Annotated in this window: 19 protein-coding genes; 10 read left to right on the top strand and 9 right to left on the bottom strand. The window is 32.0% G+C overall.

Going from position 1 to position 20,039, the window contains the following annotated elements; translation table 11 throughout:
* Positions 1 to 1,035: 1,035 nt before the first annotated feature.
* Positions 1,036 to 1,419: a YbgA family protein gene (locus tag IDG63_RS00490; protein WP_000664393.1), complete on the bottom strand. Its 384-nt coding sequence runs from the start codon at positions 1,417 to 1,419 to the stop codon at positions 1,036 to 1,038.
* A 182-nt stretch (positions 1,420 to 1,601) separates the two neighbouring features.
* Here IDG63_RS00490 and IDG63_RS00485 point away from each other — a divergent pair, with 182 nt between their 5' ends.
* Entirely contained in the window at positions 1,602 to 3,044 is a 1,443-nt protein-coding gene (locus IDG63_RS00485; protein WP_001108127.1) for a sucrose-specific PTS transporter subunit IIBC, read from the top strand.
* Between the two features lie 85 nt (positions 3,045 to 3,129).
* Here IDG63_RS00485 and IDG63_RS00480 read toward each other — a convergent pair whose 3' ends face one another.
* Together IDG63_RS00480 and IDG63_RS00475 are read right to left on the bottom strand one after the other, a co-directional pair.
* The gene (locus tag IDG63_RS00480; RefSeq protein WP_000633068.1) at positions 3,130 to 4,074 is read right to left on the bottom strand and encodes a magnesium transporter CorA family protein; all 945 of its coding nucleotides are present in this window, start codon (positions 4,072 to 4,074) and stop codon (positions 3,130 to 3,132) included.
* A 45-nt stretch (positions 4,075 to 4,119) separates the two neighbouring features.
* The gene (locus tag IDG63_RS00475) at positions 4,120 to 4,743 is read right to left on the bottom strand and encodes a TetR/AcrR family transcriptional regulator (RefSeq protein ID WP_000656767.1); all 624 of its coding nucleotides are present in this window, start codon (positions 4,741 to 4,743) and stop codon (positions 4,120 to 4,122) included.
* 160 nt (positions 4,744 to 4,903) lie between these two features.
* On the opposite strand from IDG63_RS00475, the gene IDG63_RS00470 reads away from it, so the two are divergent.
* From IDG63_RS00470 to IDG63_RS00450, 5 genes are all read left to right on the top strand, one after another.
* Positions 4,904 to 6,181 carry a YhgE/Pip domain-containing protein gene (locus IDG63_RS00470; RefSeq protein WP_001020006.1) on the top strand — a complete coding sequence of 426 codons (1,278 nt, stop codon included), beginning with the start codon at positions 4,904 to 4,906 and terminating at the stop codon, positions 6,179 to 6,181.
* Between the two features lie 206 nt (positions 6,182 to 6,387).
* A complete protein-coding gene (locus IDG63_RS00465) occupies positions 6,388 to 6,819 on the top strand; it encodes a DUF2871 domain-containing protein (protein ID WP_001253467.1) in 432 nt (143 codons plus the stop codon).
* 104 nt (positions 6,820 to 6,923) lie between these two features.
* Positions 6,924 to 7,040, top strand: coding sequence for a hypothetical protein (locus IDG63_RS00460; RefSeq protein WP_001789934.1), 117 nt, complete (start codon positions 6,924 to 6,926; stop codon positions 7,038 to 7,040).
* A 10-nt stretch (positions 7,041 to 7,050) separates the two neighbouring features.
* Positions 7,051 to 8,085, top strand: coding sequence for an NAD(P)/FAD-dependent oxidoreductase (locus tag IDG63_RS00455; protein WP_000655972.1), 1,035 nt, complete (start codon positions 7,051 to 7,053; stop codon positions 8,083 to 8,085).
* Positions 8,086 to 8,120: 35 nt separating this feature from the next.
* Positions 8,121 to 8,522, top strand: coding sequence for a GNAT family N-acetyltransferase (locus IDG63_RS00450; RefSeq protein ID WP_000241610.1), 402 nt, complete (start codon positions 8,121 to 8,123; stop codon positions 8,520 to 8,522).
* A gap of 45 nt (positions 8,523 to 8,567) precedes the next feature.
* Here IDG63_RS00450 and IDG63_RS00445 read toward each other — a convergent pair whose 3' ends face one another.
* The gene (locus IDG63_RS00445; RefSeq protein WP_000573240.1) at positions 8,568 to 9,572 is read right to left on the bottom strand and encodes an oxidoreductase; all 1,005 of its coding nucleotides are present in this window, start codon (positions 9,570 to 9,572) and stop codon (positions 8,568 to 8,570) included.
* Between the two features lie 190 nt (positions 9,573 to 9,762).
* On the opposite strand from IDG63_RS00445, the gene IDG63_RS00440 reads away from it, so the two are divergent.
* Together IDG63_RS00440 and IDG63_RS00435 are read left to right on the top strand one after the other, a co-directional pair.
* The gene (locus tag IDG63_RS00440) at positions 9,763 to 10,278 is read left to right on the top strand and encodes a GNAT family N-acetyltransferase (protein ID WP_000907319.1); all 516 of its coding nucleotides are present in this window, start codon (positions 9,763 to 9,765) and stop codon (positions 10,276 to 10,278) included.
* Between the two features lie 313 nt (positions 10,279 to 10,591).
* On the top strand, positions 10,592 to 11,212 hold the full coding sequence (locus IDG63_RS00435) for a hypothetical protein (protein ID WP_000826996.1): 621 nt from the start codon (positions 10,592 to 10,594) through the stop codon (positions 11,210 to 11,212).
* A gap of 153 nt (positions 11,213 to 11,365) precedes the next feature.
* Here IDG63_RS00435 and IDG63_RS00430 read toward each other — a convergent pair whose 3' ends face one another.
* Entirely contained in the window at positions 11,366 to 13,039 is a 1,674-nt protein-coding gene (locus IDG63_RS00430) for a CDP-glycerol glycerophosphotransferase family protein (protein WP_001641665.1), read from the bottom strand.
* A 316-nt stretch (positions 13,040 to 13,355) separates the two neighbouring features.
* Here IDG63_RS00430 and IDG63_RS00425 point away from each other — a divergent pair, with 316 nt between their 5' ends.
* Positions 13,356 to 14,954 carry an L-lactate permease gene (locus IDG63_RS00425; protein ID WP_000960854.1) on the top strand — a complete coding sequence of 533 codons (1,599 nt, stop codon included), beginning with the start codon at positions 13,356 to 13,358 and terminating at the stop codon, positions 14,952 to 14,954.
* Between the two features lie 380 nt (positions 14,955 to 15,334).
* Positions 15,335 to 16,813, top strand: coding sequence for a malate dehydrogenase (quinone) (gene mqo, locus IDG63_RS00420; protein WP_000211358.1), 1,479 nt, complete (start codon positions 15,335 to 15,337; stop codon positions 16,811 to 16,813).
* 65 nt (positions 16,814 to 16,878) lie between these two features.
* On the opposite strand, the gene IDG63_RS00415 is transcribed toward mqo, so the two are convergent.
* The 4 genes from IDG63_RS00415 to hssR all read right to left on the bottom strand — a co-directional run bounded on the left by IDG63_RS00415 (position 16,879) and on the right by hssR (position 19,977).
* The gene (locus IDG63_RS00415) at positions 16,879 to 17,334 is read right to left on the bottom strand and encodes a DUF3021 domain-containing protein (RefSeq protein WP_000793169.1); all 456 of its coding nucleotides are present in this window, start codon (positions 17,332 to 17,334) and stop codon (positions 16,879 to 16,881) included.
* Positions 17,331 to 17,774 carry a LytTR family DNA-binding domain-containing protein gene (locus tag IDG63_RS00410; protein ID WP_000977022.1) on the bottom strand — a complete coding sequence of 148 codons (444 nt, stop codon included), beginning with the start codon at positions 17,772 to 17,774 and terminating at the stop codon, positions 17,331 to 17,333. The genes IDG63_RS00415 and IDG63_RS00410 overlap by 4 nt, the downstream gene beginning before the upstream one ends.
* A gap of 162 nt (positions 17,775 to 17,936) precedes the next feature.
* The gene (hssS, locus tag IDG63_RS00405) at positions 17,937 to 19,310 is read right to left on the bottom strand and encodes a heme sensor histidine kinase HssS (RefSeq protein WP_000477329.1); all 1,374 of its coding nucleotides are present in this window, start codon (positions 19,308 to 19,310) and stop codon (positions 17,937 to 17,939) included.
* The gene (gene hssR, locus IDG63_RS00400) at positions 19,303 to 19,977 is read right to left on the bottom strand and encodes a DNA-binding heme response regulator HssR (RefSeq protein WP_000249497.1); all 675 of its coding nucleotides are present in this window, start codon (positions 19,975 to 19,977) and stop codon (positions 19,303 to 19,305) included. The genes hssS and hssR overlap by 8 nt, the downstream gene beginning before the upstream one ends.
* Positions 19,978 to 20,039: the final 62 nt, after the last annotated feature.

Here is a 20,039-nt window from a genome sequence, read left to right as displayed (position 1 = left end):
CTTTTGTCATCAAACGCTGAAAATTAGTACGATTGAAATCACTTCTTGTTATAAAAATTCTTAGTAGCCCTGTTACAAAATATTCGCTACAAATTATTCAAATCAACAACAATAACCATCAACTAAGAAATTTTAAACAATCTACTAAAAAATAAAGCGTTTAAAAGTTCTGTTTAGAAAACATCAAGATAAGTATAAACATCTAGAAAAGTGAACATCTAAGAAAATCCATCTAGTTATTGCCGTAACAATTAGAATAATCATTTGAAAAAGTGCATTAGACAACGAAATTCACCATCAAGATAATGAAGCAACAAGAAACAGCACACATCAATGAATTAACACCTTAGATTCATCATGAGAAAATGCATGGCACAACTAGATTTACCATCAAGATAATTCTTAAGCAGCGAAGAATTAACATCTAGAAATGCATAAACATCTTAGATTTTACATCAAGAGATGCGATAACTATAAACAACTAGAAACGTCACCAAGATAGTGCAACAACAAAGAATCAGCATCTTGAAATCGCACTAACATCTAAGAATCAACATCAAGTATTATATTAACATCATAGATAACTTCATCAAGACAGGCATCCACATCTAAGAAACTCATCTAGAATAGCTAACACCTAACATCAAAGAATATTCATCAAGAACAGTATCTAACAGAACTTTTTGACTATATATGAATTAATTATGTTACTAGCTAAATCATCTATTATTAACTTTCACACTCAATTTCTACATCTAATATCAATTTATTAACAATAGAATTAGCAGCAACAAGATATTACTTAAAATTACTCCCCCGAATTTAAAATATAAACAATGTAATAATTAAGGGTATAAATTGATTTATGCTGTAACTAATTAAATGTGTATGGTATCTTCTAACATCATGAAACGCATTTTAATATAGATATGTACATTTAAACCTTGAGAGATAGATTATAGTAAACTTTAGTACAAAGTATGAATTGCTGAACTCCAATGACTACTATTTGTCCGTTACAACTAAAGTTTCAATCTATCTCTTTCTTTTTGTGTTTAAAACACGACTTTGTAGTAAATATTGAACATCATATTTATTAGCAAGTTCTGCTAAAAAATCTAATAAAGTTTGGGTGTCGATTTTACCATTAATAAAATCAGCTTTAAGTAGTTTTGATTGTTGTCTTTCTTCTTCATTCGCACATTTTTTAAAATATCCCCACATATGATCAAAAGCATTACATACACTTCCTATACTCGGTTCAATTAACAAAGCATCATCAATCATTTGTTGAACTTGATGAAGTGATAAATCCGTTTTTAAAGCATTCCTTATCATTTGGTAAGACTGTTGACTGTGTAACAATACATGATATTTTTCCTCACGCCAAAGCTGTTCGATATAGCCACGTTCTTTCATAAAATTACCTCCGATAATTAATGTTAATATACATGCATGTAGTATAGCAATAAAAATGAATGCGCTATCAAAAATGGTGTAGGTGTTTATATAAAATGATAATAGAGTGTTGCAAATATTTTTGGAACCGGTTACAATAAAGTGGAATAAATGGAACCGGTTCTAATTAGGAGGCTAAATATATGAATTATAAGCAATCCGCAGAAGAAATTTTGAACGCGATAGGCGGAGAAGAGAATTTAGATGCAATGGCACATTGTGCAACGAGACTACGATTAGTTTTAAATGATGAAAGTTTAGTAAATGAAGAGGCGCTAAACAATATGGATGTAGTTAAAGGGACGTTTTCTACTGGGGGACAATACCAAATTATTATTGGGTCTGGTACAGTCAATAAAGTATTTAGTGAACTGGAAAAATTAACTGGAAAAGAAGCATCAACCACTTCGGAAGTCAAAGCACAATCTGCTAAAAATATGAATCCGTTACAGCGATTTGTAAAAATGCTTTCAGATATCTTTGTTCCGATTATACCAGCCATCGTTGCTGGTGGTTTATTAATGGGGTTAAATAACATTTTGACTGCGAAAGATTTATTCTTTTCAGGTAAATCATTGATAGATGTATATAGTCAATTTGCTGGATTAGCTGAAATGATAAATGTTTTTGCGAATGCACCATTTACATTATTACCAATTTTAATTGGATTTAGTGCAGCAAAACGCTTTGGTGGCAATCCATTTTTAGGTGCTGCATTAGGTATGATACTAGTTCATCCATCGCTAATGAGCGCATACGATTTCCCAAAAGCAGTTGAAGCAGGTAAGGCTATTCCATATTGGGATGTTTTTGGTTTGCATATTAATCAAGTAGGTTATCAAGGACAAGTGTTACCTATGCTTGTAGCAGCTTATATCTTAGCCTCAATTGAAAAAGGGTTACGCAAAGTTATTCCAACGGTGTTAGATAATTTGTTAACACCATTGTTATCTATTTTTATAACAGCATTTCTAACATTTTCATTTGTAGGTCCAATCACTCGACAATTAGGTTACTGGTTATCAGATGGTTTAACATGGCTTTATGAATTTGGTGGTGCAATTGGTGGATTAATATTCGGATTATTGTATGCTCCGATTGTTATTACAGGTATGCATCATAGCTTTATAGCTGTAGAAACGACATTAATTGCAGATGCCACTAAAACGGGTGGATCATTTATATTCCCGATTGCGACAATGTCTAATGTTGCACAAGGTGGTGCAGCAATTGCAGCGTTCTTTATTATTAAACAAAATAAGAAGTTAAAAGGTGTGGCATCTGCCGCAGGTATTTCAGCATTACTTGGTATTACAGAACCGGCTATGTTTGGTGTTAACTTAAAACTAAGATATCCATTTATTGGCGCTATCGTTGGATCAGGTATTGGTTCAGCATATATTGCTTTCTTCAAGGTTAAAGCAATCGCATTAGGAACTGCTGGATTGCCTGGATTTATTTCAATCAATCCAGTACATGCAGGATGGTTACACTACTTTGTTGGTATGACAATATCATTCATCGTTGCCATAACAGTTACTTTAATTTTATCGAAAAGAAAAGCAAATAAAGAAGTTGTAGAATAAAAAAAGAGGTATGACAGTAATCAAAGTATCAGTCATTGCAAATGCAATAGGATGAAACTTTAAGCTGTCATACCTTTTAATTTAGTTATAATTTCTGTTTACGCCATAAGAAAATACTAACAATTACGACAAGAATTAATGAAATACCTACCACAATAATCCAAGATATATAACTATGGTCATCAATTGGCAACGGCACATTCATACCGAAGAAACTAAATACGAGCGTTGGTAACGTTAATAGTACCGTGAAAAGTGTTAATGTCTTCATAATCGTATTCATATCATTAGATAATAAGGAAGCGTATGATGTTGTGATACTTTCTAAGATACGTTGATGTAATTCTGTTGTTTCGATGGCTTGGTTATTTTCAATGATTAAATCTTCTAGTAATTCTTCATCTTCTTCAAAACGTTTAATTGCAGGTAAACGGAATAACTTTTTAATAATTGTATCGTTACCTTTTAAGGCAGCTAAAAAGTATACTAAACTTTTTTCAACTTCCATTAATTTGAAAAGTTGTTTGTTAGTAATGTTATTTTTTAGTTCTTTCTCAATACGAATTCTACTTTTATTAAGTAATCGTAAGTTACGATTATAATGGTCGGCAATAGTAGTTAAAATTTCTAATGCAAATCTGCTGTGAAATTTTAAATTAATATCACGCTTAGGTAAATTTTCTAAAAATTCATTTTCAGCGTCACAAACTGTTACGATAATACCGTTGCCAATAATAATGCCTAATGGAATCGTTACAAAAGATAGAACGCTACGATTAGTTGAATTGACGATAGGTAAATCAATAATGATTAATGAGTAACCAGTATCTTCGTCATATTCAATACGGGAACTTTCTTCTGAGTCCAAAGGGTCACGTATAAAGTCTTCAGGTATATTATATTGTTCCATAAGATTTTCAATTTCTTCTCGGTCTGGTTCTACTACATTAATCCATGACGCTGTATGATCTAATGGTGTTTTTATAATATGTTTATCTATATCTTCAGAATGTCTGAATGAAGTAATCATGATATATAGTTCCTTTCTAAAGGATTTAGGAAAAGCGAGTATTACTTAAGTTACTGAATCAAGGTTTGATTTATGCAAACGGTTTTCTGCCATTATTCTTAATGGACCATTAAAAATAATATTATGCACATGTTTAGCTAATTCATCAACTGAAATGGGCTGTTTGTCCATTACCCAGTATTTAATAATTGAAATTGTTGCTCCGGAAACGTAACTGTAAAAATACATCTCTGGAATGCCTCCGATGGAATGATTGATACTAATATAACGTTGCATATTATTTTTAATATGTTCATTGATTTTCAATTCTAATTGACTCGTGCGTTCCAATTGTAAAATAGTATGATAAAACTCTAAATTATCATGAATATGTTGGAAAATATTTTTGAGTATATTATTTACAAAAGTATTCGCAATGTCTTCAATTGAAGAACCGCGTAACAAATCAAATTGAGTATATGTCGTTAGTTCTGAAATATACTCATCTTCCATATCTGCGAGTAACATATATTTATCCTCGTAATGTAAGTAAAATGTCCCTCTATTGATATCAGCGCGTGTTGTTATGTCGCGAATGGTAATCTTTTCTAAATCTTTTTCTTGTAGTAATTTAGTGAACGCTTGTTTAATGGAGGACTTTGTCTTTCTAATTCGCCTATCTTCTTTCAAAAATAAATCAACCTCCTCGTGTTATTGAACAATGTGGGTGTATTTGTCTATTAATAAACGTATTGATGAACATTGTGTATTGTTTATTCCCACTTACATATTATAATAGACAACATGCGAAATATTCAACACATTGTCTAATAAGGAGGTAATTAATAAAATGAATATATTTAAAAATAAATTATTATGGATTGCACCAATAGCAACTATGATTATCTTGGTAATCTTTTCTTTAGCTTTTTATCCTGCATATAATCCTAAACCAAAAGATTTACCAATTGGTATATTAAACGAGGATAAAGGTACAACGATTCAAGATAAAAATATTAACATTGGTAAAAAATTAGAGGATAAATTATTAGATAGTGATTCTAATAAAATTAAATGGGTTAAGGTTGATAGTGAAAAAGACCTTGAAAAAGATTTGAAAGATCAAAAAATCTTTGGAGTAGCTATTATTGATAAAGACTTTTCAAAAGATGCTATGAGTAAAACACAAAAAGTAGTTATGGATAGTAAAAAAGAAGAAATGCAACAAAAAGTTGCTTCAGGTGAAATTCCGCCACAAGTGGTTCAACAAATGAAACAAAAAATGGGGAATCAACAAGTAGAGGTTAAGCAGGCTAAATTTAAAACGATTGTAAGTGAAGGATCAAGCTTACAAGGTTCACAAATTGCATCAGCTGTGTTAACTGGTATGGGTGATAATATTAATGCTCAAATTACGAAGCAAAGTTTGGAAACATTAACGAGTCAAAATGTTAAAGTCAATGCCGCGGACATCAATGGTTTGACGAATCCAGTAAAAGTGGATAATGAAAAACTTAATAAAGTTAAAGATCACCAAGCAGGTGGTAATGCACCATTCCTAATGTTTATGCCAATTTGGATAGGTTCAATCGTAACGTCTATCTTATTGTTCTTTGCATTTAGAACTAGTAACAATATCGTCGTGCAACATCGTATCATTGCTTCAATTGGACAGATGATATTTGCAGTTGTTGCAGCATTTGCAGGTAGCTTTGTTTATATTTATTTCATGCAAGGCGTTCAAGGATTTGATTTTGACCATCCAAATCGTATCGCAATTTTTGTAGCATTTGCGATTCTTGGTTTCGTGGGCCTTATTTTAGGTGTTATGGTATGGCTAGGTATGAAGTCAGTTCCAATTTTCTTCATTTTAATGTTCTTTAGTATGCAACTTGTAACGTTACCTAAACAAATGTTGCCTGAAAGTTATCAAAAATATGTATATGATTGGAATCCATTCACACACTATGCAACAAGTGTAAGAGAACTATTATACTTGAATCATCATATTGAATTAAATAGTACAATGTGGATGTTTATAGGGTTTATGATTTTTGGCGCTGTATCAAGTTTAGTTTCAGCTATTGTTAGAAAACATAGCACAAAACGTACTGAAGTGCCGTCATAATTTAATAAATAGAAATAATAGCTATACAAGACGTTTGTAGCGAGCGTCATGGTATAGCTATTTTATTTGTATAGCGCTTGATGTAAAGTTATTTTAGCTGTCATACTATGTGCTAAACCAAATTCAGTTGTGTCATATCTTCGCTTTTTTGTCACTGTTATAATAGGTATAATCGGATATAATGAAAAGGTGAGGGAGGATTCAAAATGCGTAGGTTATTATATTCATTTCTTTTTTATATGATCATAGGTTTATTTAGTGGCTTTTTCTATAGAGAGCTAACAAAAGCATATGATTTTACTGGTACAACACAATTATCACTTGTACACACACATACACTTATTTTAGGTATGTTTATGTTTTTAATATTATTACCATTGGAGAAGTTATTTAAATTATCAAGTTACTACTTATTTAACTGGTTCTTCTATGTATATAACATAGGTGTTATCGTTACTATAGGTATGATGGTGACAAAAGGATTCTTCCAAGTCACTGGTAAATCATACTCTCCAGAAGCATTTTCAGGCTTTGCAGGTATTGGGCACACAGGTATGCTTGCAGGTTTATTGTTGCTATTTTTCCTTTTAAGACAAGCAATTCTTAAAGAACCACGTGATGAGTCTTTTAAAAAATAATATAACTAGAACTAAAAAATATACACATCTTTCAAAGGAACATTTTTGTTTCTTACTTTGAAAGGTGTGTTTTTATATTGTGATGGGATAGTTATTGATAATTCATGGCTAACTATGCGATTTATTTTAACAATATAAATATTAATAGTATAATGGCTTTAAATGATAATAATTATCAATTTGAGCACGTTAATGAAAGAAATGAATATAGAGAGTCATAGGAGGCACATAATGAAAGACGTTACAATCATTGGTGGCGGTCCGTCTGGTTTGTATGCAAGCTTTTATGCTGGATTGCGAGATATGTCTGTAAGATTGATAGATGTTCAATCTGAATTAGGGGGTAAGATGAGAATTTACCCTGAAAAAATTATTTGGGATATTGGCGGCATTGCGCCAAAACCTTGTCATGAAATTTTAAAAGATACAATTAAGCAAGGATTATATTTTAAACCGGAAGTTCATTTGAATGAACGTGTGGTAGATATTAGGAAAAAGGCAGAACGTCATTTCGAAGTTGAAACAGAAGCGGGAGAAATATATACATCGAAAGCAGTTATCATTGCAATTGGTGCGGGTATTATTAATCCAAAACAATTAGATGTTAAAGGTGTAGAGAGATATCAATTAACTAATTTACATTATGTTGTACAAAGTTACAGACGTTTCAAAGATAAAGATGTATTAATATCAGGTGGAGGAAATACAGCATTGGATTGGGCGCATGATATTGCCAAGATTGCTAAAAGCGTGACAGTTGTTTATCGAAAAGAAGATGTAAGTGGTCATGAAGCGATGAAAACGTTGGTGACAGATTTAAATGTGAAACTATGCCCAAAAACACGTATTAAATACTTGGTCGGCAATGATGATGAAACGCATATAAGTGAAGTTGTTTTGGAACATGTTGAAAGTGGCGATACGCATACAGTTAAATTTGACGATGTCATTATTAGTCATGGGTTTGATCGTTGTAATACATTATTGAGTGAAACATCTTCAAAGCTAGATATGCATGATGATTGTCGTGTTAAAGGATTTGGTAATACGACAACTAGTATACCTGGTATCTATGCGTGTGGAGATATTGTTTATCATGATGCAAAATCACATCTAATTGCAAGTGCATTTAGTGATGGTGCAAATGCAGCGAACCTTGCTAAAACATATATCCAACCAGATGCGAATGCAGAGGGTTATGTTTCAAGTCATCATGAAGTGTTTAAAGAAGCGAATAAGACTATTGTAAATAAACATTTATACTAGGTTGATATATTGTGTGATGAAAAGTGGGGTAAATAATGGTTAAAGTGACATATGATATTCCGACTTGCGAGGATTATTGCGCATTAAGGATTAATGCAGGTATGAGTCCAAAAACGCGCGAAGCAGCTGAAAAAGGATTACCTAATGCCTTATTTACAGTAACCTTGTATGATAAAGATCGGTTAATTGGTATGGGTAGAGTGATTGGCGATGGAGGAACTGTTTTTCAAATTGTTGATGTTGCAGTTTTGAAAAGTTACCAAGGTCAAGGTTACGGCAGTCAAATTATGGAACATATTATGAAGTATATTAAAAGTGTATCTGTCGAAAGTGCATACGTTAGTCTGATCGCAGACTACCCAGCGGATAAATTATATACAAAATTTGGATTTATACCTACCGAACCAGATTCAGGTGGAATGTATATTAAGTTTTAAAAATAAAAAGACATCTCGCAAAACGGGATGTCTTTTTCATGAATACTATTTATCTACACCGAAATCGATAACAATGCGGCCTTTATTTTCATGATTAATTACTTTGTTAAGTTGTTCTGGAAGTTCATCAAATGTAATAACTTGCTTGATCTCATGTAAATTTTCAGGCTTTAAATCTTTTGCAAGACGACGCCAAACGCGCTGTCTTAATTTCATAGCAGTAAATACCGAGTCAATTCCTAAAATGTTTACACCTCTTAAAATGTGAGGGAATACAGAATTAGTATAAGTATTACCGGCAGTCATACCAATAACTGCAATTGACCCACTATGATTTAAACGCTTTGTAACATAATTAATACCTTCGCCACCAACAGGGTCTACACAAGCTTGCCAAGTTGATGATGCGAGTGGCTTTTTATGATCATCTTCAACAGGAAGTCGATCGATAACTTCTTTGGCACCAAGTTCAAGTAATTGATCGCTAACATCTTGTTTACCTGTACTTGCGATAACTTTATAACCAAGTTCATTAAGCATGAGTACTGCTAAAGTACCGACACCACCTGAAGCACCGCGAACGAGTACAGGACCATCTTCAATATTCATTCCAACTTTTTCAAGTCTTTCAATTGCTAAACCGGCAGTATAACCAGCTGTGCCATATATCATTGATTCTTCTAATGTTAAAGTATCAGGAAGCTTGATAATCCATTCTGATTTTACACGCGCATATTCACTAAAACCGCCATAATGGCTAACACCTAGGTCATAACTCGTTACAATTACTTGTTCTCCTTTCTCAAATCCTGGTGCTTCGGATTCAACAATTGTTCCAGCTAAATCTATTCCTGGAATCATAGGATACGATTTTACGACTGCATTATGATCTTGAGTCGCTAAAGCATCTTTATAATTTATACCAGAGTAATGTACTTTAATCAGCACATCTCCTTTAGGTAAATCAGTAGGCGATAATTGTTTGAAAGTTGGTGTTACTTTACCGCTCTCATCTTTATCAATTACAAATGCTTTAAATGTTTCTATCACAACGATACATCCTCTCTTTTTCTCTTTTGAAAATACGGCCATTTTACTGGAATAAATGTATCATTTATTGATGTTACACACAATCAATACAATTTGTAATTGATTTGTGTTAATGTATTTTTAAATAGTTTTGGCTGAAAAATAACATAAGTAATATTTTGATTCGATCACTGTTTATTGGAGGATTTATATGGCTGGGATAATCAAAGAAATTTCAAAACAAGATGCTAGTGAATTAGTTGAATTAGCAACTAGAACATTTTATGACACGTTTGGTTCTTACTATGATGACAAAGATTTTGATCAATTTTTTAAAGACAATTATACTGTAGAAAAATTTACACAAGAGATTAACCATGTAGATTCATTTCATTATTTTTATCAAGAAGATTGTGCGAAAGTTGGTTATATAAAGATGAATATTAATAGTGCTCAAACTGAAGAAATGGGGGAGACCTATTTAGAAGTGCAGCGCATATATTTTTTGAAAGACTTTCAAGGTGGCGGAAGAGGTTCACAATTGATAGAATTAGCCGAAAAAATTGCTCAAGAACATAATAAACATAAAATTTGGCTAGGAGTTTGGGAGCATAATCCTCGTGCTCAAGCATTTTATAAACATCATGGATTTAAAGTGGTTGGTGAACATCATTTTCAAACAGGTGATGTAACGGATACAGATTTAATTATGGAAAAAGAGTTATAATGATTGTTTTTGCAGCAGATAAAATGAAATCATAGTAATAAATATTGTGTATACCTTGAAATGCTAAATGCGTAATGAATTGTTAAAGTAAAATAATTAAAGTTATAGAAAACATAAAATTCACAAAAATTAAATAATAATGAACAAAAATTAGGGTATAATAAAAAGAACCTTAGATTGTAGTTATGGATATTGTGATAATTCAGATCATATTAATGTTGACGTCTTTGGTAACAAGCCATGAAAAGATACACATGGTAGATATGTATTTCAAGATTATTCAATGAATATCGAATTATAGGAGGAGATATGTATGAAAAGATTAGTTACAGGGTTACTAGCATTATCATTATTTTTAGCTGCATGTGGTCAAGATAGTGACCAACAAAAAGACGGTAATAAAGAAAAAGATGATAAAGCGAAAACTGAACAACAAGATAAAAAAACAAATGATTCATCTAAAGATAAGAAAGATGATAGTAAAGACGTAAACAAAGATAATAAAGATAATAGTGCAAACGATAACCAGCAACAATCTAATTCAAATGCAACAAACAATGACCAAAACCAAACAAATAATAACCAATCAAGTAATAATCAAGCGAATAATAATCAAAAATCAAGTTACGTTGCACCATATTATGGACAAAATGCCGCGCCGGTTGCACGTCAAATTTATCCGTTTAATGGAAATAAAACTCAAGCTTTACAGCAATTGCCAAATTTCCAAACAGCTTTAAATGCGGCTAATAATGAAGCAAATAAATTTGGTAGTAATAATAAAGTGTATAATGATTATTCTATTGAAGAACATAATGGCAACTATAAGTATGTGTTTAGTTTTAAAGACCCAAATGCAAATGGAAAATATTCAATTGTAACGGTTGATTATACTGGACAAGCAATGGTTACTGATCCAAACTACCAACAATAATGTTAATATAACTATGATGCAAGTTAAAAAAATAAAACGGTAAACTCTATAATATGAATTAGGGTTTACCGTTTTTTGCGTATTTTAAAGTATAAAAGTTTACGTTTTATAGCACTTTTAAACCTCATTCACAGCCACTGAGAAATTTAAACACTATTGATTAGATGTCATCTTAGACAATATAAGTTGTGAAATAGATTCTAATGGTTGTTCTTTATGTTGTATTTGTGGATATTTAATCACTGGTATTGCCTGGGAAATTAAATTATTAATTAATAATTGTCGGTCTGTATACCAAATTTTTGATAGATGACGCCAAATATCTTCGTTAACACCTTGAGACACAATGTATTGACTGTGATTTGGAGTGTATAATGCTACTGTTTTGTCTATAGCCATCGCATCAAATATTATATTTGAGTAATCAGTGATAACGACATCAGACATTAGAATTAAGTCTTGAGCACTAAGATACTTTGGTGCAACAAGCGCCTCTTCTGGTAACATCGCTTCATCAACACCCTGAACCACAACATGATAGGCTTTGAATAAAGCATCTGATAGTGGTAATTGTTGCGCACTCACTAATCCAATAGGTGCGTATAATAAAACTGGTTTTTGATCATTTATTTTAAACGATTTCTTATACTGTTGTTGAGTAGTACTTTCGTTACGCTTTTGTAGTAAATATTGGTGTTTAGGATTACCATAAGCCAATACATTTGCTTGGTGACTAGGAAAAGCCGTTTGATAAAAGTGGCTAATATCATCAGCAGAATGTATAACATAATCGAATTGCAACCAGCGATTATACCTTTTAGCACGATAAAAAGGTGTTTCTATATTTTTAATAGGCTCTTTACTATCTAAAAATAATTGCATTATTGGTGTGCCTTGATGTAATTGAATTAAAGTACCGTTTGGTTGTAACGTTTCAGGTATATCATTTTCAACTATAACTACGCGTGCGCTGTTAATCAATTCGTCAGCTCTTTCAGACTTAGGTGATATGAAATGTGGTCCGCGACGATCGTCAGTAACAAAATAACAGGCAGTCATTGGATTATGTTTAACGAAGTAAGTAAATAAATATTTTGAATTACCTATATATTGATGATGATCACCGATAAAAACGATGTGATCTTTTAAAACATTTGGTTGCTTCGTATACAAGCCGAAGTTTTGTAATTGTTTGTTATCAGCACGTTGCTTTGCTATTTTATATAACCATTTAGGTAGCATAAACTTGGTAGAATACAACCAATTATCTGGCGAATTAAGTTGTTGTGAATCCTCGATAAAAAGGTTGCGAAAAGGTATAGGATGATGATCAATATAAGCCATTTTATTCAAATAAAACTGAGACATCATATCAAAATCTTCAATAGTTTTAATAGTTTCCCATATTGAAGCACTTGTTGCTAAAGGGGCTTTAAAATCAAAAACGACATGACCATCGATTGATAAATCACCTTTCAGAAGTGTCAATAAAGCTAAATCGAAAATCGTTTCTACAGAGTAATAATGTATTAAATCAAGAGTCTGTTGAATCGCATATATCAGGTTAGGATAATAATTATTGTTTTGAGCCCAATCGGCAATGTTGATCGATGATTGACCGAAATAGTGACAATCATTTTTGTATTGTCCATCCACAGTATAATCAACCACGATAGACTTAGGATATAATTGAACCGCATCTAACATAGATTGATAAATCATTATCTCATTGGCATATGGAACGACATGTGTATAACCTTCAGATTGAGCTTTCATTAATTGAGATTCAAACTTTTGCATATTAGAAACATTTATCTGTTTAATCATTGCTATAACTTCCATTTCTCATCGTAGTATCTTCCTTATTTTAGCACGGTCTTATGTAAAATTCATGAATAGTATAAGTTACTTCATTACATTAAGTACAATTCATTTTGATGAACAGATTTAAAATGAAAAATAAAACAATTAAATAGGAAAGTGATATTGTTAATAGTCTGAAAAAATGGTATATTTTAATTGTGAAAAAAATCACATTAATCTCACTGTTCTGTAAAATGTTATCGATAACAAAATGCTATAGCCAGAGCATGATTTTAATGAAGCAATTACACTACTACTTTATGGAAAGAAGAGTCAGCCTATGTTAGTAAATACGTTTAACCCATTTGATAATTTATTATTATCGTCTTTAATTGCAGCAATACCGATTGTACTGTTTTTACTATGTTTAACGGTTTTTAAAATGAAAGGTATTTATGCAGCTATTACAACACTTGTTGTAACATTACTAATTGCAATACCATTTTTCAAATTGCCAGTTGGTATCGCTTCTGGTGCAGTAGTCGAAGGTTTCTTCCAAGGTATCATTCCGATTGGCTATATCGTTATGATGGCAGTATTGTTATACAAAATTACTGTTGAATCTGGACAATTTTTAACAATTCAAGATAGTATTACAAATATTTCACAAGACCAACGTATTCAAGTTTTACTTATTGGATTTGCATTCAACGCATTTTTAGAAGGTGCAGCAGGATTTGGTGTACCAATTGCAATTTGTGCACTTTTATTAACACAATTAGGATTTAATCCATTAAAAGCTGCGATGTTATGTTTAGTCGCAAATGCAGCGTCTGGTGCTTTTGGTGCGATTGGTATCCCTGTAGGTGTTGTAGAAACGTTGAAATTACCTGGAGATGTTTCAGTATTAGGTGTTTCTCAATCAGCAACTTTAACATTGGCAATCATAAATTTCATTATTCCATTCTTACTTATCTTTATTATTGATGGTTTTAGAGGTGTTAAAGAAACATTACCAGCAATTTTAGTAGTTTCAATCACTTATACACTTACTCAAGGATTATTAACTGTATTCAGTGGACCTGAATTAGCAGATATTATTCCACCGTTATTAACAATGTTAGCATTAGCAGTATTTTCTAAAAAATTCCAACCAAAACACATTTATCGTGTTAATAAAGATGAAGAAATTGAACCTGCAAAAGCACATTCTGCAAAAGCAGTATTACATGCATGGAGTCCATTCATTGTATTAACAGTCATTGTAATGATTTGGAGTGCGCCATTCTTTAAAAACTTATTCTTACCAAATGGTGCTTTATCATCATTAGTATTTAAATTCAACTTACCTGGAACAATCAGCGAAGTTACACATAAACCATTAGTATTGACTTTAAATATTATTGGACAAACAGGTACAGCTATTTTATTAACTATTATTATTACAATTTTAATGTCTAAAAAGGTTAACTTTAAAGATGCTGGTAGATTATTCGGCGTTACATTTAAAGAGTTGTGGTTACCAGTTCTTACAATTTGTTTCATCTTAGCAATTTCTAAAATCACAACTTATGGTGGTTTAAGTGCAGCAATGGGTCAAGGTATTGCTAAAGCAGGTAATGTCTTCCCAGTTCTATCACCAATCTTAGGTTGGATAGGTGTGTTTATGACAGGATCAGTTGTAAATAACAACTCATTATTTGCACCAATTCAAGCTTCTGTTGCACAACAAATTGGAACAAGTGGTTCACTTCTTGTATCTGCTAACACAGTTGGTGGTGTAGCGGCAAAATTGATTTCACCACAATCAATTGCAATTGCAACTGCAGCAGTAAAACAAGTTGGTAAGGAATCAGAATTATTAAAAATGACATTGAAATACAGTGTATGTTTACTAATATTCATCTGTATTTGGACTTTCATCTTGTCATTATTATAAAATAACGTATTTCAAAATATAAATATACAGAGGGTGAGATGTTTTCTAACATCTCATCTTTTTTTAATGGATTATTAATGAAAGAAGTTTGACATTATAATAATGGTAGCGCTTTATGTTAAAATGAATAGTGAGTAATCAGCAATCAAATTAAATTGGTTGATAGCTGTTAAGGTTTGTGGTTTTGTCTTTGTGCTATCGCACATAAAGTATATAATTAAAGTAGTTTCGTTATTATAAAATATTAATATACATAGTAGATAGTAATAGAGCATCACCATGGGAACCTATTGAGACACTTATTGATTTAAAGTGGTATTAATATGTCGTATTTCTCGAACGTTCCATTATTCATTTTAAAAAGGGGGACTGTATTTGTTATGACAACACAACATAGCAAAACAGATGTCATCTTAATTGGTGGCGGTATTATGAGTGCAACATTAGGAACATTACTTAAAGAATTATCACCTGAGAAAAATATTAAAGTGTTTGAAAAATTAGCACAACCTGGCGAAGAGAGTTCAAATGTATGGAATAATGCCGGTACAGGGCATTCAGCACTTTGCGAGTTGAACTATACAAAAGAAGGTAAGGATGGCACAGTTGATTGTAGTAAAGCAATTAAGATAAATGAGCAGTACCAAATTTCAAAACAGTTTTGGGCATATTTAGTTAAAACAGGACAATTAGATAACCCAGATCGCTTTATTCAAGCGGTGCCACACATGAGTTTTGTCATTGGCGAAGATAATGTAGCTTTTATAAAAAGTCGTGTTGCAACGTTAAAGAAAAGTATTTTATTCGAAAAAATGAAATTATCGCAAGATGAAGAAGAAATGAAATCTTGGGTACCGTTAATGATTGAAGGTCGTAAGTCTGATGAACCAATTGCTTTAACTTATGATGAAACTGGTACAGATGTTAACTTTGGTGCGTTAACTGCAAAGTTATTTGATAATTTAGAGCAACGTGGTGTGGGAATTCAATATAAGCAGAATGTATTAGACATCAAGAAACAGAAATCTGGGGTATGGCTAGTTAAAGTTAAAGATTTAGAAACTAATGAAACGACAACATATGAATCTGATTTTGTATTTATTGGTGCTGGCGGTGCGAGTTTACCATTACTCCAAAAGACTGGGATTAAACAATCAAAACATATTGGTGGTTTCCCTGTAAGTGGATTATTCCTGCGCTGTATAAATCAAGAAGTGATTGATCGTCATCATGCTAAAGTGTACGGAAAAGCAGCAGTGGGTGCGCCACCAATGTCAGTGCCGCACTTAGATACACGTTTTGTAGACGGCAAGCGTTCATTGTTATTTGGTCCATTTGCAGGTTTCTCACCTAAATTTTTAAAAACAGGTTCACATATGGATTTAATTAAATCGGTTAAACCAAATAATATCGTGACGATGTTATCTGCAGGTATCAAAGAAATGAGTCTTACGAAGTATTTAGTGTCACAATTGATGTTATCTAATGATGAGCGTATGGATGATTTAAGAGTCTTTTTCCCAAATGCTAAAAATGAAGATTGGGAAGTGATTACAGCAGGGCAACGTGTCCAAGTAATCAAGGATATTGAGGATTCTAAAGGTAACTTACAATTTGGTACTGAAGTCATTACGTCAGATGATGGCACATTAGCTGCATTACTTGGTGCATCACCTGGTGCGTCAACAGCTGTAGATATTATGTTTGATGTTTTACAGCGATGCTATCGTGATGAATTCAAAGGATGGGAACCAAAGATTAAAGAAATGGTGCCGTCATTTGGTTATCGCTTAACAGATCATGAGGATTTATATCACAAAATTAATGAAGAAGTAACTAAGTATTTACAAGTTAAATAATAAACGAAACGGTAATGTCTTTTTTAATGTGATAGACATTACCGTTTTTTAGTGGTTAATAAAAATCATTTTAATTGTTTCAGTTGCTTGTTAATAGTGTCTACGTAGTTCTTGTTTTTAAAGAATTGAATTATCCAAATTAATACATAAACCACAATGAAGATAATTGTGAATATGATTAGATAATGCACTGTTAGTGGAAACCAACCGGCAAGCATTGCTAAAGGCAAGAATCCGACATACGTTGTTATGAAATGCATTATAGTTGCTTTAGTAATGCTCCAATCTGTGTATTTAAAGATAAAATCTCCAAGGAAAAAGACGACGCCTATGAGTAACCATAAAATGATAGAAATCAACATTACGGTAGTTTCTGTGAAATGCGTATAATACAATATGCCAATAGTTGATTGTGGGTTCAGTGGATAATATTTGCCGTCTGCAAATAACATACTAAAGAACAGTGAAAGGGACAAACCAATGATTAAGCTAATAAATAATGAGTTTTTCAAATTTTTCATATTGATAAGCGCTCCTTTATAGATTTTAAATAACGTCTAGAAGAATATGTGTAGTGTGCATCTTTAAGATACATACGTATAAGTCCATTTGGCTCTAATAATAATTTTTCAATGTAATACTTGTTGACGATTTCTGATTTGGAAATGCGAATGAAATGTTGTGGTAACTGTTTTTCTAGTTCATAAAGTCGTAATTTTAGTTTGAATTTTTGATTGCTTGTAATGGCTGTTACATTTTTATTAATAACTTGGAATGTTATAACATCTGATACATTAATGATATGGATTTCTTTGTCTATGTATCCGACTAATGTATGTGATTTGTCTAAATCATTGACTGCATTAATAATACTTTGAACGTGATCATTCATTTTAGGTGCATGTATATCAATATAAGATTCCGTCTCTTTTGCATTGATAAATAAATTGAGTTTCATCATAGGTTAATGCCTCCTTCAAAATTATTAAACCATAAATGACCATCGATATATTTAAATTTTGTTGAATGGTAGAAATTAAATGTTAAGTGGCTAGAAAGCGCTAATCAATATAAAAGATACCTCCTGAAATAAAAACAGAAATGTTTTTTCAGGAGGTAGAGATTAAAGTGAATTATTTGGCAGTGTAATAGTAAAGGTGGTTACATACTCGTTACTTTGTGTGAATTGGATTGTACCATGATGCAATTCAATGATGGATTTTGTAATTGCAAGACCTAAACCATTGCTATTATCATGTTTGCTCACTTTATAAAAACGTTCAAATAAACGTGCTTCAGCTTGTGGACTAATTGGTGAACCATCATTACTTATTGTAAAAATGATGTTGTTGTGACTATGTTGCAAAGCGATGTCAATGGCACCACCAACATCTGTATACTTAATAGCATTTATTAATAAATTACTCAATGCTTGATGTAACAAACGTTGATTTCCTAGGAAATTGATTGATTCTAGATCAGCTAAAATAATTAACGACTTTTCATCAGCAGCAAATTGTTCATGTCGAATGATATCTTTAATGAGTTGATTGACTTGAATCTTATCATCGAATAATAAATGTTGGTGATTATCTAATTCGGATAAGAGCAACAATTCAGTTGTTAATCCGCTCAGCTGCGTTGTAATGGTATAGATATCATTTATATATTGTTGTCTTAATGTTTTATCAGAAGTTTGTTGTAACTCGCTTAATAAATGATGAATATGTGTTAATGGTGTTTTGATTTCATGAGATACATTTTGTACAAAATGCTGCCTCATTTGATCAACTTGTCCCAATGACTCTCTCATCTTATTAAAGTGATACTGTAATGTTCCAATTTCATCTTTGCGTGTTTGTTTGATAGGTGTTTCAAAATCACCATCAATTAAGCGTTCGGTCGCTAGCTTTAACTTTTTTACTGGACGAATGATTGAATAGGTTGATGCGATAACTAATGAAATCGAGATAAATAATAACAACATTAACAAGACGGCTAAGAATGTTCTAAACTCGCTAAATGTTTCTCCAATATCTGGACGCATAAATACTGCTATTGAACCGTCTTTTGTCTTAAAGTTAATACCAACAGTATTATCTGTTACATTGTCGAAAAATCCAGTTACGAATAATGCGAATGGTTTATCTTTAATACCATGGTAATCTTGATTGTTTAATACGTTGTTAATAGCATTTTGTGATAAAGTATCTTCTCTAAATGGCTCCCCATAAAATGTCTTATGACCTTTTTGATCAATGGTCATTATTTGGTAATTCATTTGCCCTAAATGTTTGAAATATTGTTGAATGTGCGTTGGTTTAGCTGATTGTTCATATTGTCTTGCTTCTTTAAGCGTCTTCATGATTTTCGCGTCATTAGATGCTTTTAAATTATAATGATAGTAAACATTTGTTAATACAAAACTTATTAATGCACTAAATAAAATAACCGTAATGGAATAAATCGCAATTCTAGCATAGAGTGTTTTAAACATGATTCTCCACCTTATAGCCTTGTCCTCTTACTGTTTCAATTGTAAGTGTGGCATTTAATTTTTTTAATCTTTGGCGTAGTCGCTTAATATGAACGTCAACTGTTCGCTCATCTCCTTCATAATCATAGCCCCAAATTTTTTCTATTATTTGTTCACGAGTAAAGATTTGCTTAGGACGTGCTGCAAGCATAAATAATAATTGAAATTCCTTGTTCGGTAACGTCATCGTTTTATTAGATACTTGGAGTTCCAAATAGGATTGGTTTAGCGTTAAGTTGCCAATAGTCATTTCTGAATTTGAATTGATATTATATCGACGTAATACCGCACGAATTCTAAAAATAAGTTCCTTAACCTCAAAGGGTTTGGTTACATAATCGTCAGTACCGCTTATAAACGCACGCTCTTTGTCACTAAGTGCATCCCGCGCTGTTAACATAATAACTGGTATATCATAATCATTTTTTAATGTATTACATAATTGAAAGCCGTCCATACCATCCATCATAATATCTACCACTGCAATATCGACACGCTGTTTTTCTAAAAGTTTTAATGCAGCTTCACCACTTGGTTGTGTGTATGCATCAATGTGCTCTGTTTGTAAATGGCTAGCTATATAATTTAGGATTCGAGGATCGTCATCGACAACAAGACATTGCACCATAGCTATAAACTCCCTTATCTTTTTCATTTATTATACATGTAAAATATTTTTGCGTAAAAAAA

Origin of the sequence: Staphylococcus sp. EG-SA-14 (assembly GCF_017151935.1) — a bacterium.
In the GTDB taxonomy this organism is placed as follows: domain Bacteria; phylum Bacillota; class Bacilli; order Staphylococcales; family Staphylococcaceae; genus Staphylococcus; species Staphylococcus aureus.
Note: the sequence above shows the minus strand (reverse complement) of the source record. Positions and strands in the feature narration are given on the sequence as shown.